The organism is Kitasatospora sp. NPDC059327, from assembly GCF_042752535.1.
GTDB lineage: Bacteria > Actinomycetota > Actinomycetes > Streptomycetales > Streptomycetaceae > Kitasatospora.
The window spans coordinates 56,451-69,296 of record NZ_JBHYYB010000033.1; the positions used below are offsets into that span (position 1 = coordinate 56,451).

Annotated in this window: 9 protein-coding genes; 5 read left to right on the top strand and 4 right to left on the bottom strand. The window is 74.6% G+C overall.

Annotated elements, in window-relative coordinates; genetic code table 11:
- The first annotated feature begins 104 nt into the window (after window positions 1-104).
- From ACFXHB_RS21280 to ACFXHB_RS21295, 4 genes are all read left to right on the top strand, one after another.
- Complete coding sequence (locus ACFXHB_RS21280) at window positions 105-815, top strand: aminoglycoside N(3)-acetyltransferase (protein ID WP_380576157.1); 711 nt, start codon at window positions 105-107, stop codon at window positions 813-815.
- A gap of 196 nt (window positions 816-1,011) precedes the next feature.
- Window positions 1,012-2,382, top strand: a complete 1,371-nt coding sequence (locus tag ACFXHB_RS21285) for a TIR-like protein FxsC (RefSeq protein WP_380576158.1) — start codon at window positions 1,012-1,014, stop codon at window positions 2,380-2,382.
- Entirely contained in the window at window positions 2,375-6,367 is a 3,993-nt protein-coding gene (fxsT, locus tag ACFXHB_RS21290; protein ID WP_380576159.1) for an FxSxx-COOH system tetratricopeptide repeat protein, read from the top strand. The genes ACFXHB_RS21285 and fxsT overlap by 8 nt, the downstream gene beginning before the upstream one ends.
- A gap of 91 nt (window positions 6,368-6,458) precedes the next feature.
- A complete protein-coding gene (locus ACFXHB_RS21295) occupies window positions 6,459-7,427 on the top strand; it encodes a 2-hydroxyacid dehydrogenase (RefSeq protein ID WP_380576160.1) in 969 nt (322 codons plus the stop codon).
- Between the two features lie 24 nt (window positions 7,428-7,451).
- On the opposite strand, the gene ACFXHB_RS21300 is transcribed toward ACFXHB_RS21295, so the two are convergent.
- The 3 genes from ACFXHB_RS21300 to ACFXHB_RS21310 form a co-directional block, all read right to left on the bottom strand.
- A complete protein-coding gene (locus tag ACFXHB_RS21300; protein WP_380576182.1) occupies window positions 7,452-8,348 on the bottom strand; it encodes an alpha/beta fold hydrolase in 897 nt (298 codons plus the stop codon).
- A gap of 89 nt (window positions 8,349-8,437) precedes the next feature.
- Entirely contained in the window at window positions 8,438-9,430 is a 993-nt protein-coding gene (locus ACFXHB_RS21305; RefSeq protein WP_380576161.1) for a DUF4231 domain-containing protein, read from the bottom strand.
- Between the two features lie 183 nt (window positions 9,431-9,613).
- Window positions 9,614-10,378, bottom strand: coding sequence for a sugar isomerase domain-containing protein (locus tag ACFXHB_RS21310; RefSeq protein WP_380576162.1), 765 nt, complete (start codon window positions 10,376-10,378; stop codon window positions 9,614-9,616).
- Between the two features lie 219 nt (window positions 10,379-10,597).
- Between ACFXHB_RS21310 and ACFXHB_RS21315 the strand changes: the two genes are divergently transcribed.
- Complete coding sequence (locus ACFXHB_RS21315; RefSeq protein ID WP_380576163.1) at window positions 10,598-11,290, top strand: metal-dependent transcriptional regulator; 693 nt, start codon at window positions 10,598-10,600, stop codon at window positions 11,288-11,290.
- A gap of 656 nt (window positions 11,291-11,946) precedes the next feature.
- Here ACFXHB_RS21315 and ACFXHB_RS21320 read toward each other — a convergent pair.
- Window positions 11,947-12,645, bottom strand: coding sequence for a bifunctional DNA primase/polymerase (locus ACFXHB_RS21320; RefSeq protein WP_380576183.1), 699 nt, complete (start codon window positions 12,643-12,645; stop codon window positions 11,947-11,949).
- Between the last annotated feature and the right edge of the window lie 201 nt (window positions 12,646-12,846).

The following is a 12,846-nucleotide window of genomic DNA, read 5'->3' on the forward strand; positions in this document are numbered from 1 at the left end:
GTCCTCACCCCCGGGGAGCCGTCATCCTCACCGAACTCCGCGCCCTCACCACGGCCCGGCTGACCGAGCAGGTCACGGCCCTCGGGGTCCGCCCGGGTACGGTCGTGCACGTCCAGGCGTCGCTGCGGGCCCTCGGCCCCGTGGTGGGCGGGCCGGCCGCGGTGGTGGAGGCGCTGCTGGCGGCGGTCGGAGACCACGGCACCCTGGTCGGGTACACGGCCACCCCGGAGAACTCGGCCACCTCCCGGATCCACGCGGCGGCCACGGCCGGCCTCTCGCCCGCCGAGATCGCCGCCTACCGCGGCCGGATGCCGGCCTTCGACCCGGCCACCACCCCCTGTTCCCCGAGCATGGGCGCCCTCTCGGAGGCGATCCGCACCCACCGGGACGCCCGGCGCAGCCGCCACCCGCAGACCTCGTGGGCCGCCGTCGGCCGGCTCGCCCGCCGGATCACCGAACACCACCCGGACGGCTGCCACCTGGGCCCGGCGTCCCCGCTCGGTCGGCTGTACGACCTGGACGCCCGGGTCCTGATGCTCGGGGTCCCGATGTCCCGCTTCACCGCCTTCCACCTGGCGGACCTGCGGATGCCCGACGTCCCGCTGCGCGAGTACCGCTGCCGCGGCGCGGCGGGCTGGATCTCCTTCAAGGCCCCCGAGCTCGACGACCTCCACTTCGGCGACCTGGGCGAGCAGGTCCTGCGCGAGGCCGTGGGCGTCAGCACGGGCCGGATCGGCGCCGCCCGCTGCCGCCTCGTGCCGGTCCGCGAGGCGGTCGACCTCGCCGAGCGGGTCCTGCGCCGCTCGCGCGCCTGACGGGTCGGACGGCGGCGCGGCGGGGCGGCGGCGGCCGGGCCCGCCCCGGCCGCGGTCGTACCCGGTTCGTTTCAGTCATGTCAATTCGTGCCGGGGGATGTGCTATTCCATTGGGGCCGCAGTCGTTCCTACACTGAAGCCCCGCGTACGGGGACTCGCGGTAAAGAGGTTGCCGGCGGGCCAGGGGGAGGCGCGTGTGAACGACCATGGCTGGGACGAGGACGCCGCCCGGCCGTACTTCTTCCTCAGCTACGCCCACACCCCGAGATCGGGGGCGCGCGGTGCGGGTGACCCCAACCACTGGGTGCGGCAGCTGTACCGGGACCTCTGCGAGGCGGTGCTCCAACTCACCACCGTCCCCGCGGGAGTACCGGTCGGGTTCATGGACGAGTCCATGCACCAGGGGGAGTTGTGGGCCGAACGGCTCTCCGAGGAGCTGGCCGCCTGCCGGGTCTTCGTGCCGCTGTACTCGCCGCGCTACTTCAACAGCGTGCCGTGCGGGCAGGAGTGGCACTCCTTCACCCGCCGCCCGGTGTACCCGGCGAACCTCGACTCGGAGCGGACCAGCGGCATCGTGCCGGTGCTCTGGGCGCCGATGAGCCGCTACAAACTGCCCCGGGTGGCGAGCGAACTCCAGTTCAACCACACCAGCTTCGGGCCGGACTACGCCACCGAGGGCCTGTACGCGCTGATGAAGCTCAGCTACTTCCGCTCCGCCTACGAGCTCGCCGTGCACCGGCTGGCCCGGCGGATCGTGGAGGTGGCCGAGGAGACGGTGATCCCGGTCGGGCGCCGGCTGGACTTCAACGCCCAGCCCAGCGCCTTCGACGTCACCGCGCCCACCAAACAGCTGCGGATCTCCGTCCTCTCCTACCACCAGGGCGAGCTGCCGGCCGACCGCAATCCCGACTACTACGGGGCCAGGCGCACCGACTGGCACCCCTACCGGCCCGCCGCCGCCCGTCCGCTGGCCGAGCACGCGGTGCGGCTGGCCCGGCAGCTGGGGTTCCAGGCCACCGTGCACGAGTTCGACGAAGAGGCCGAGGCGATCATCGCGGGTGGTGAACCCAGCGCCCCCGGACTGCTGTTGCTGGACCGCTGGGCGCTCCAGGACGAGCGGCGGCGCGAGCTGGTCCGGCGCTTCGACCGCTCGGACTCCACCTGGGTGAGCGTCCTGGAACCGTGGAACCTGGACGACCCGGACTGCGTCGAGCGGCACCGGGAGATGGGGGAACTCAGCGACCAGATCCTGCGGATCACCCACCGGTCGGCCCGGCCGAGCTTCCTCGGAACCGCCGGGGGGACGCCCGGACTGGGCAGCCTGGAGGAGTTCGACGACGCACTGCCGCGGGCGGCGATGAAGGCCAAGTACGCGTTCGAGGGCCGGACCAGGACCGAGCCCGACGAACCGGCGCCGCCGCGGCCCAACCTGCGCGACGCGTTCCGGCCGGGCCGCGGCCGGGACGGGCCGGGCCCCGCCCCCTTCGGCCACGACGACCACCCAGCCAGCGACTTCGGCGACCGTCCGACGACGGGACGCCGCCCGGGGGAGGAACCACATGAGTGAGAACCGCACCAGGAACCTCCGCATCGGCGGCCCGACCGCGGCCGAGATCGCCGAACGGCGCGAGGCGGAGCAGGACCGGCAGGGCCGGGTGATCACCTTCTACTCCTACAAGGGCGGCACCGGGCGCACCATGGCGCTCGCCAACACCGCCTGGATCCTGGCGGCCAACGGGTTCCGGGTGCTCACCGTGGACTGGGACCTGGAGGCACCGGGCCTGGCCAAGTTCTTCCACCCGTTCCTCGACCCGGCGGTGCTGGCCGGCACCACCGGGATGATGGACCTGATCGCCGAGTACCGGGAGGAGGCGCTGCGCCCGGTCGAGCACGAGGACGGCTGGCACCTCGACTTCGCCCGGGTGCACCCGCACGCGCTGTCGCTCTCCTGGCCGCTGTTCCCCGGCGGCGGGAGCCTGGACTTCCTCTCCGCCGGCCAGTTCAACCGGGACTACTCCGAGGCCGTCACCCACCTGGACTGGGACATCTTCTACGACCGCTTCGACGGCGGGCAGTTCTTCGACGCGCTCAAGGCCGACATGAGCAAGCGCTACGACTACGTGCTGATCGACTCCCGCACCGGCCTGTCCGACATCGCCGAGATCTGCACCGTCCAGATGCCCGACGACCTGGTGGTCTGCTTCACCCTGAGCGACCAGTCGATCGACGGCGCCTCCCGGATCGCCCAGCACATCCACGACCGCTACCGCGAGCGCGGCATCCGCATCCTGCCGGTGCCGATGCGCATCGACGAGGGCGAGAAGGAGAAGGCGGACGCCGGGCGGGCGCTGGCCCGGATCCGCTTCGACGGCCTCCCGGCCGGCCTGGCGGGCGAGGAACTGGCCCACTACTGGGGCTCGGTGGAGATCCCGTACCGGCCGTTCTACGCCTACGAGGAGATCCTGGCGACCTTCGGCGACCAGGGCGGCGCGCAGACCTCGATGCTGGCCGCCTGCGAACGGCTGACCGGCGTGATCACCAACGGCCGGGTCGCCTCGCTGCCGACGGTCGACGAGGAGGTCCGGCTGCGCTACGTCGACGCCTTCACCCGGCGCCGCCCGTCCGTCCCGGCCGACCTCTACCTCTCCTACGTCCCCGAGGACCGGATGTGGGCCGACTGGATCGAGTCGGTGCTGACCCGGGCCGGCTTCCGGGTGCTGCCCCGGGACCTCAGCGCCGGCTCCGACCCGCGCCAGGAGACCGAGCGCGGCATCGACGCCGCCTACCGGACGGTCGCCGTGCTCTCGCCCGCCTACCAGCGCTCGCCGCAGGCCCGCGCGCTCTGGGAGTCCGTGGTCAGCTCCGACCCGTCCGGCACCCGCCGCCAGCTCGTCCCGGTCCGGGTCGGCGACGTCCGGCTCACCGCGCCGTTCAGCAACCGCAACCCCGTCGACCTGGTCGGCCGCGACGAGACGCAGTCCGTGCAGACCCTGCTGCGCGCCCTCGGCCGGGCCGACGTGCCGCTCGCCGAGACCACCGGCACCGGCCCGCGGTTCCCCGGCAGCAAGCCGCAGGTCTGGGACGTCCCGCCGCGCAACCCCTCCTTCACCGGTCGGGCCGCCGTCCTGGAGCAGCTGCGCAACCAGCTGCGCGGCGGCATGGCCGCCGTGCTGCCCACCCCGCAGACCCTGTACGGGCTCGGCGGTGTCGGCAAGACCCAGGTGGCGCTGGAGTACGCGCACCGCTTCATGTCCGACTACGACCTGGTCTGGTGGATCGACGCCGAGCAGACCGAGCTGGTCGCCCCGGCGCTGGCCGACCTGGCCCGCCGGCTCGGCCTGCGGGTGGGCGACTCGGTCACCGAGGCCGCCGAGGCGGCCCGGGAGGCGCTGCGCCGCGGTGTGCCCACCGCCCGCTGGCTGCTCATCTTCGACAACGCCGACGAGCCGGCCGAGATCCGCCGGTTCTTCCCCGGCGGCTCCGGCCACATCCTGGTCACCTCCCGCAACCAGGCCTGGTCCGGTCACGCGGAGGCGCTGGAGGTGGACGTCTTCACCCGCGGCGAGAGCGTCGAGCACCTCTGCCGCCGGGCCCGCGGGCTCTCCCGCGCCGACGCCGACCGGGTCGCCGAGGCGGTCGGCGACCTGCCGCTGGCCGTCGAGGTCGCCGCCGCCTGGCTGGACACCACCGGGACGCCGGTGGACACCTACGTCGCCCAGCTGCAGGCCGAGGCGGCCCGCGCGCTGGCCGGCGCCCGGCCGGCCGACTACCCGACACCGGTCGGCGCCACCTGGAACGTCTCGATCGGCCGGCTGCGCACGCAGTCGCCGGCGGCGGTCCGGCTGCTCCAGCTCTGCGCGTTCTTCGCGCCCGAGCCGATCTCGATGAACCTGTTCTACAGCGACCAGATGATCCGCGCGCTGGTGCAGTACGACGCCGACCTCAGCGACAAGTTCATGCTGGGGAAGGTGATCCAGGCGATCGGCCGGTACGCGCTCGCCAAGGTCGACGCCGGCACCAACAGCTTCCAGGTCCACCGGCTGGTCCAGGCGGTGATCCGGGCCGAGATGACCGAGGAGGAGCAGGAGGTCGCCGTCCACGAGGTGCACCGCATCCTCACCGGCGCCCGGCCCGTCCTCGGAGACACCGACGACCCGGCCAACTGGCCCGCCTTCGACGAGATCTGGCCGCACCTGTCGCCCTCCAAGGCGCACAACTGCGACGAGGCGGACACCCGGCAGCTGCTCATCGACCGCGTCCGCTACCTCTGGAAGCGCGGTGAGCTGGACCGTGCCCGGGACCTCGGCCACGCCCTGGACGCGGAGTGGACCGGCAAGCTCGGCGAGGACGACCGGCAGACCCTGCTGCTGCGCTTCCAGCTCGCCAACGTGCTCCGCTCGCAGGGCAACTACGCCGAGGCGCTGGCCCTGGACGAGTCCACCCTGGAGCGCCAGCGGGCCCTGCTGGGCGAGCACCACCCGTACACCCTGATGACCGCCGGCTCGCTCGGCGCCGACCGCCGGGCCCTCGGCCGGTTCCAGGAGGCGCTCGACCTGGACCGCGAGATCCTCGACCAGTTCCGGGAGTTGTTCGGGGACGACAACCCGCGCACGCTCTCGATGGCGAACAACCTGGCCATCGACTACCGGCTGGTCGGCGACAGCGAGGCCGCCCGCGAGCTCGACCAGGAGACCCTGGACCGGCGCACCGCGGTGCTCGGCCCGCGCCACCCGTACACCCTGTCCACCAAGTCCAACCTCGCCCGGGACCTGCGCGAACTCGGCGACTACCGCGGCTCGGTGGAGCTGCTCCAGGAGGTCACCAACGACCTCGGCGACGTGCTGGACCCGGACCTGCCGGAGAACCTGCGCAACGCCAAGTCGCTGGCGGTCTCGCTGCGCCGGACCGGCCAGCTGGCCGAGGCCCGCCGGATCACCAAGGAGACCTACGAGCGCTACCTGGAGCGGTACGGCGCCGACGCGCCCGACGCGCTGGCCTGCGCGCTCAACCTGGCCGCCGACCACAGCGCCTCCGGCGACAAGGAGGCCGCCCGCGACCTGTGCACCACCGTGTACGAGGGGCACCGCCGGCTGTTCGGCGAGGACCACCCGTTCACCCTGGCCTGCGCCAACAACCTCGGCATCTACCTGCGGGGCAGCGGCGACACCCAGGGGGCCATCGAGCGCGGCCGGGACACCGTGGACGGGCTCACCCGCTCGGTCGGCCAGGATCACCCGTACACCCTCAACGCGATGATCAACCTGGCCAACGCCTACGGGGACGCCGGCCAGGTCGGACTCGCCGAGGAGCTGGGCCGCCGCGCGTACGCCGGGCTGTGCGAGCGCTACACGCCCCGCCACCCGGACGCGGTCGCCTGTGAGGCCAACCTGGCCGTCACCCTGCGCACGGCCGGCCGGCACAGCCAGGCCGCCGAGCTGCGCGCCCGGTCGATCGCCGAGCTGATCCGCCAGTTCGGCGAGGAACACCCCAACACCGTCGCCGCCCGCGGCTGGAAGCGGATCAACCGCGACCTGGAGCCGCAGCCGGTGTGACCCCGGGGCGTCACCCGGCGCACGGGACGTCACCCGGCGCACGGGACGTCCGAAGTCGGCCGCAGGGCCCGGAGCGTATGCTTCGGGCCCTATGAGCGAGCAGCCCCTGCCCCCGGTCCTGGTCACCCGCCGCCTCGCCCCCGGGGTGGTCGAGCGGCTCACCGAACGGCACCCCGCGACCGTGCACGACTCGGACCTGCCGATGGCGCGCGGCGAGCTGCTGGCGGCCGTCCGGGGCCGGGCGGCGGTCGTCACCACCCTGGACGACGTGGTGGACGGTGCCTTCCTGGACGCGGCCGGTCCGGGCCTGCGGATCGTGGCCAACCACGCGGTCGGCCACCACAACATCGACCTCGCGGCCTGCGCCGAGCGCGGCGTGCTGGTCAGCAACACCCCCGGCGTCCTCACCGCCGCCACCGCCGACATGGCCTGGGCGCTGCTGCTGGCCGCCACCCGCCGGCTCGGCGAGGGCGAGCGGCTGCTGCGCTCCGGTCAGCCCTGGGCCTGGGCGCCGAACTTCCTGCTCGGCCTGGAGCTGGCCGGTACCCCGCTGGGCGTCCTCGGCATGGGCCGGATCGGGCAGGCGGTGGCCCGCCGGGCCCGCGCCTTCGACATGCCGGTCGGCTACCACAACCGCCGCGAGCTGCCGCCGGAGCAGGCCGGGGGCGCGGAGTGGCTGCCGCTGGAGGAGCTGCTGGCCCGCTCCACCGTGCTGGTCGTCACCTGCCCGCTCGGCCCCACCACCCGGCACCTGCTGGACGCCCGCCGGCTGGCCCTGCTGCCGCCCGGCGCGGTGGTGGTCTCGATGACCGCCGGGGTGGTGGACGAGGAGGCGCTGGCCGGCGCCCTGGAGTCGGGCGCGCTGTTCGCCGCCGCCGTGGACAACTTCGAGCGCGAGCCGGCCGTGCCGTCCGCGCTGCTCGCCCAGGAGCGGGCGGTGCTCGCCCCGCATCTGGGCAGCGCCACCGTGCGGACCAGGCAGGCGATGGGCGGCCTGGCGGTGGAGAACGTCCTGGCGGTGCTGGCGGGCGGCGCGCCGGTCACCCCGGTCGGGGCCTGAGGCGGTCCGGGCGCCCGCCCCCGGTCAGGGCCGGAGCGGGCCGCCCGGCGGCCGGTCGGCCGAGCTGTGCCCGGCCGCCCAGGCCAGCGCGGTGGTCATCACCCGGAAGGCGCCGAAGTGCGCGGCACCGGGCTCCAGGAAGAGCGCGGCCCCGGGGATGTTGTCGGCCAGCCAGCGCGAGTGCTCGACCGGGGAGAACTGGTCGTCCGCGCCGTGCCAGAGCCAGGTGGGCACGCTGATGTCCTGGACCCGGAAGCCCCAGTCGGCGGTGAAGGCCAGCACGTCGTCGATCCAGCCGTCGGCGCCGTGCCGGAACGCCTCGCGGTAGTTGCTCTGCAGCATCCGCCGCAGCCCGGTGTCGGCGACCACCTCCCGGTCGGTGGGGGGCAGTTCCGGCCGCAGGCCCTTCAGCAGCCGGCCCGGGTCGGCCCTGATCTGCTCGGAGCGGAACTGCATCGAGTCGGCGATCCGGCCGTGCCCGCGCTCGGCCTCCCGGTACGCCCGGACGTTGGAGGGGGTCATCCCGCCGTACCAGTCCAGGCCGGCCGCGTTCCGGGGCGCCAGCCCGACCAGCACGGCCACCCGGGTGACCCGCTCGGACAGCAGCGCCGCGCAGGCCATCGCGTGCGGGCCGCCGCCGGAGCGGCCGAGCACCGCGAACTCGGCGAGCCCGAGCTCGTCCGCGATGGTCCGCACGTCGGCGGCGGCCGCGCTCACCCGCCGGCCGGGCAGCCGGGTGGAGTCGCCGTAACCGGGCCGGTCGAAGGAGATCAGCCGGACACCCAGGCGGTAGAGCACGGTGCTGCGGGGGTGCGGGCCGACCCGGCTGCCGGGCGTGCCGTGCACCAGGAACACCGGCCGGCCGCGCGGGTCGCCCACCGTCTCGACGGCGAGGGCGCGGCCGTCGGCCGCCTTGACCATCCGTAGTGACACGCGCGGCCTCCTCAGGCTCCGGGCTGAGCTCCGGTCGGGGCTCCGTCAGGTCGGCGCCCCGCCGGGTCAGGGCTCTGTCAGTGGTCCCGGTCGGTCGTCCCGCGGACCTCGCGACGGGCCTGCCAGGTCGTGTGCTCCCTGGAGACGGCGTCCTCGGCGTCGCGGGCCAGCCGGGCCCAGATCTCCTCGGCGTCGGCCGACCCGAGGTCCAGTCCGGTCAGCTGGTGGCGGATCAGCTCCAGCTCCTCGGCGGCCAGCCGGTAGGCGGCGGCCAGCGGCCGGTACTGGCGCAGTTGGGCCCAGGCGGTGACCGAGGCGGCCACCGCGGAGACCGTGCCGAGCGCGTCGTAGCGGAACCAGCCCAGCGCCCGCAGGACGGCCAGCACCAGGCCGAGCAGCGGCAGCACCACGCCCAGCACACCGGTCCAGAAGCCGGCCCGGGCGCAGTACCGGGCCTTGCTCCGGTACCAGTCGTGCTGCACCTGGATCCGCGCCCGCAGGTACACCTCGCGGCGCACGGCCAGCGGCTGGGCGCGCAGCCCGTGCATCGCCTCGGTGATCCCGGTGCCGGCAGCGTCGGCGCGGCCGCCGTCCGGAGCGCCGCTCGCGGCCGCCGGGGCCCGCGTGCCCCCGGCCACCGCGCTCCCGGCGGCCGGGCTCCCGGTGGCCGGGCCGAGCGCGCGGCTGCCCCGGAAGGCGCTGAGCACCCGGCCGAGCTGGAAGCGGTACAGGCCCTCGGCGTCCGGCAGGCTGCGCGGCGGCGGCTGGTACGCGTCCGCCCGGACGGCGAACTTCCAGGCCAGCGTCTTCACCGACTCGGCGGCCGCCCGGCCCTCGTACCAGAGGCCCTGCGGGTTCTGCCGGCTGATCACCAGGGCGAGGACGATCGCGCCGAGGTAGGCGACGGCGGCCGGCCAGGCCCAGGGTTCGCCGTCGGCGGAGCCGGCCGCGGCGGCGACCACCAGCAGCGCCAGCTCCCAGGCGGAGAGCAGCACGGACCGGCGCTGCCCCTGCAGCGAGGCGGAGTCGGCGACCCGGAACAGCTCGGGCAGCAGCTCCTCCTCGCGCACCCACCCCATCGGACCCGCACCCGACGCCATCCTCGGCCCCCACCCGTCGCTCCGGTCGCACCGCTCTCCTGCCCCGACCGCCCGACCGGTACGCCTGGCGGGGGCCCCGCCCGCCGGCATTGGCCGGGATGCCGCCGGAGGTTGTCCCATACCGTGACCCTCCGGGGCGGCGCGCGGGCCCGCTCAGTAGGTGTAGAAGATCCGGTCCGCGTTGTCGGCCATCTGCTTGGCGTTCCACTCGGTGCCGCCCGGCACGTTGCCGGAGCGGAACAGCGGCGGGGCGGCGCCGTCGCCGTCGGCCGCCGCGTCGGCCAGCCGGCCGACCGCCGAGGCGACCACGGCCTGCATCAGGGCGCTGGTGACGATGGTGGAGACCGGGCCGAAGGTGGTCTCGGCGGCAGGGTGGGTCAGCTCGCCGTCCCCGACCGCGATCTTGTTGTCCAGGACGACGTCGCAGTGGTCCTTCAGATAGGTGCCGGACGGGTGCGCCGAGGGGACCTCCGCCGGGTACGCCAGCGAGGTCACCCCCACCACCGTCAGGCCGCGGGACCGGGCGTACTGGGCCAGCTCGACCGGCATGACCTGGCGGCCGGAGAGCGAGATGACGAAGAGCAGGTCCCCGGCGGTGGCGGGGGTGAGGTCCAGGGTGGTGGTGGCCAGCCCGGAGACCCGCTCCAGCGCGCTGGCGAGCGGGGCCGGCATCACCGTCACCCCGGCCATCCCGGGGACGTCCAGCAGGTTCACCGGGACGAGCCCGCCGGCCCGGTAGACCACGTCCTGGGCGGCGAGCGAGGAGTGGCCGGAGCCGAAGGTGAACACCCGGCGCCCCTCGGTGACCGCTCCGGCCAGCAGCGCGGCGGCCGCCTCGATGTTCTCGGACTCCTCGGACCGGACCCGCCGCAGATGCTCGATCGCGGCGTCGAAGTACCGGCCGACCAGGTCACTCATCTGTTGCCTTCGCTCTCTGCCGGTGGGGGAGCCGGCCGGGTGGGACGGCCGGGTGGTCCGGCCGCCGATGGAGAAAGCTACGGCCAGCACGGTGCTGCCTCACCGGTGTCGCTGTCAACAGGAACGAAAACCCGCCCCCGGGGCCCCTGCGCGGGCCCGGTTGCCCGCTCGGTAGGTCAGAATTGGCGGTGAGGACACCGAGGAACGGAGCCAGCGGCGATGTCTGGGCTGATCGACACCACTGAGATGTACCTTCGCACCATCCTGGAGCTGGAGGAGGAGGGCATCGTCCCGATGCGCGCCCGGATCGCCGAGCGCCTGGAGCAGAGCGGCCCCACGGTCAGCCAGACGGTCGGGCGGATGGAGCGGGACGGGCTGTTGCAGGTCGCGGGCGACCGTCACCTCGAACTCACCGAGGAGGGCCGGCGGCTCGCCGTGCGGGTGATGCGCAAGCACCGCATCGCCGAGTGCCTGCTGGTCGACGTGATCGGGCTGGAGTGGGAGCAGGTGCACGAGGAGGCCTGCCGCTGGGAGCACGTCATGAGCGAGACGGTGGAGCGCAAGGTGCTCGCCATGCTCGGTCACCCCACCCAGTCCCCGTACGGGAACCCGATCCCCGGTCTGGACGAACTGGGGGACGCCAAGGCGGAGGGCGAGGGCTACGACGCCGCGCTCGTCCCGCTGGATTCGGTGCGGCCGGGCGACGGCGGTGCCCAGGTGGTCGTCCGCCGGATCGGCGAGCCGATCCAGACCGACGGCGAGCTGATGCGCACGCTGCGCCGGGCCGGGATCCGGCCGGGGTCGACGGTGCGGGTCTCCACCGGGGTCGGCGGGGTGCTGGTGGGCACCGGGGACAACGCGGCCGAGCTGGGCAAGGAGATCGCCGCGCACGTCTTCGTCGCGCAGGCCTGACGGCCGGGCGGGCCCGGCCACTGCGCCGGTCCGGCAGCCGGGCCGAGCGCGCCGGCGGTGGGCGCCCCGGCAGGACGCGACGAGCAGGGCCCGGTGCTCCCGCAGCACCGGGCCCTGCTCGTCCTCCCCGTCCCTCCCGTTCCCCCGGCACCGGCCTCCCCGAACCCGGCCGGTGCCACGGCCCCCCGCATTCCCCTCCTGTTCCCTCCCGTCCCCTCCGTTCCCCTCCGTTCCCCTCCGTTCCCCTCCGTTCCCCTCCGTTCCCCTCCGTTCCCCTCCGTTCCCCTCCGATCCCTCCCGGCTCCCTCCCGACCGCCTCGCCCGGCTTCCCCGTCCGAGCGACCCTTCCGGCGTCCCCTCACGCTGGAATTCCTCCCCTCGGCAGATCATGGCAATCCTTGAGCGTTGTCACTCGTACGAGGGGCTTTCGCCGTTGACCAGCGGGTACATCGAAGCCTTATCCGCACATGCGTCTGACGGGCCCCGCCTCCGGTGGGAGGCAAGGCCCGTCAGTCGCGCGCGGGGTGTCGCGCATCGCACGCCCTCACCCGATAGGCGTAGGGCGGCTGTTCACGGGGTGGTGAATCATCCGGCCGGTGCCCGGCCCGGCGCCGCCGCGGGGCGCGGTCCGGAGCCGTCCGGGTGCCGGGCCGGCCTCAGCGCACCGCCGCCGGCTGGGCGGGCCGCTGCTGGACCGAGGGCGCCTCGCGGCCGCACGCGTACGCCAGCGGGCTGATCAGCTCGGCGGCGTCGGGCAGCCAGCGGTTCAGCGCGGAGGGCGAGCGGGCCCACTGGGCGAAGCCGCTCGGGCCGACCCGGGACGGCGGGGCCACCGTCCAGTCGCCCTCGCCGCGGGCCACCAGGTCCAGCCGGCCGGGCGGCCAGCCGAGCCTGCGCAGCATCTCCGGCAGCTTGGCCGCCACACCCGGCAGGACCAGGAAGTGCAGCCGCCGGCCGGACCGGCCGGGCGCGGCCGGGACGGCGACCACCGGGCCGAGCTGGAGGTCCATCCGTTCCATCCGGGCCAGCGCCAGACAGCCGGCCACCTCCGGCACGTCCAGGACGTCGAAGGAGCGACCGGTGGGCAGCAGGATCGAGGCGTCGGGCCGCTCGGCCCACCAGCGCCGCACCGCCCCCGGTCCGGCGCTCGCCTTGCGGGCCCAGTCCGCGTCGAGCGGGTGCGCACCGGGCAGCGGACAGCGGCCGTCGCCGCAGGAGCAGCGGGCCGGCCCGTCGCCGTCGATCAGCCAGGCACCCGGGGCGACCTCCCAGTGGCGGGTCTCGGCATAGCTGACCGCTTCGATGAGCAGCGGGGGGAGTCCGGCGTTGCCGCCCTGGTCGGGGGAGTCTGGGATGTCGTCCACGCGGTGCTCAACTACCGTGCGTGAGGCTGGTTACGGCCCGGCGGGAGCGGGTCTGCCGCGCGGCGGCAATTGTCACCCGAACCGGTGAGGCAACCGAGTTGGGGTGGGCGGGGGTGGGCGCAGTGGGGGCGCACGGGAGCATTGACCAGGGCGCGTGGGGGGTGGGGATCGTCACCGTGGGTATCCCGGTGG

Bases quoted from the DNA above. Each gene is read 5' to 3' on its own strand.
- ACFXHB_RS21315 (WP_380576163.1), top strand. From the start codon at position 10,598: ATGTCTGGGCTGATCGACACCACTGAGATGTACCTTCGCACCATCCTG.
- ACFXHB_RS21295 (WP_380576160.1), top strand. From the start codon at position 6,459: ATGAGCGAGCAGCCCCTGCCCCCGGTCCTGGTCACCCGCCGCCTCGCC.
- ACFXHB_RS21310 (WP_380576162.1), bottom strand. From the start codon at position 10,378: ATGAGTGACCTGGTCGGCCGGTACTTCGACGCCGCGATCGAGCATCTG.
- ACFXHB_RS21300 (WP_380576182.1), bottom strand. From the start codon at position 8,348: ATGGTCAAGGCGGCCGACGGCCGCGCCCTCGCCGTCGAGACGGTGGGC.
- fxsT (WP_380576159.1), top strand. From the start codon at position 2,375: ATGAGTGAGAACCGCACCAGGAACCTCCGCATCGGCGGCCCGACCGCG.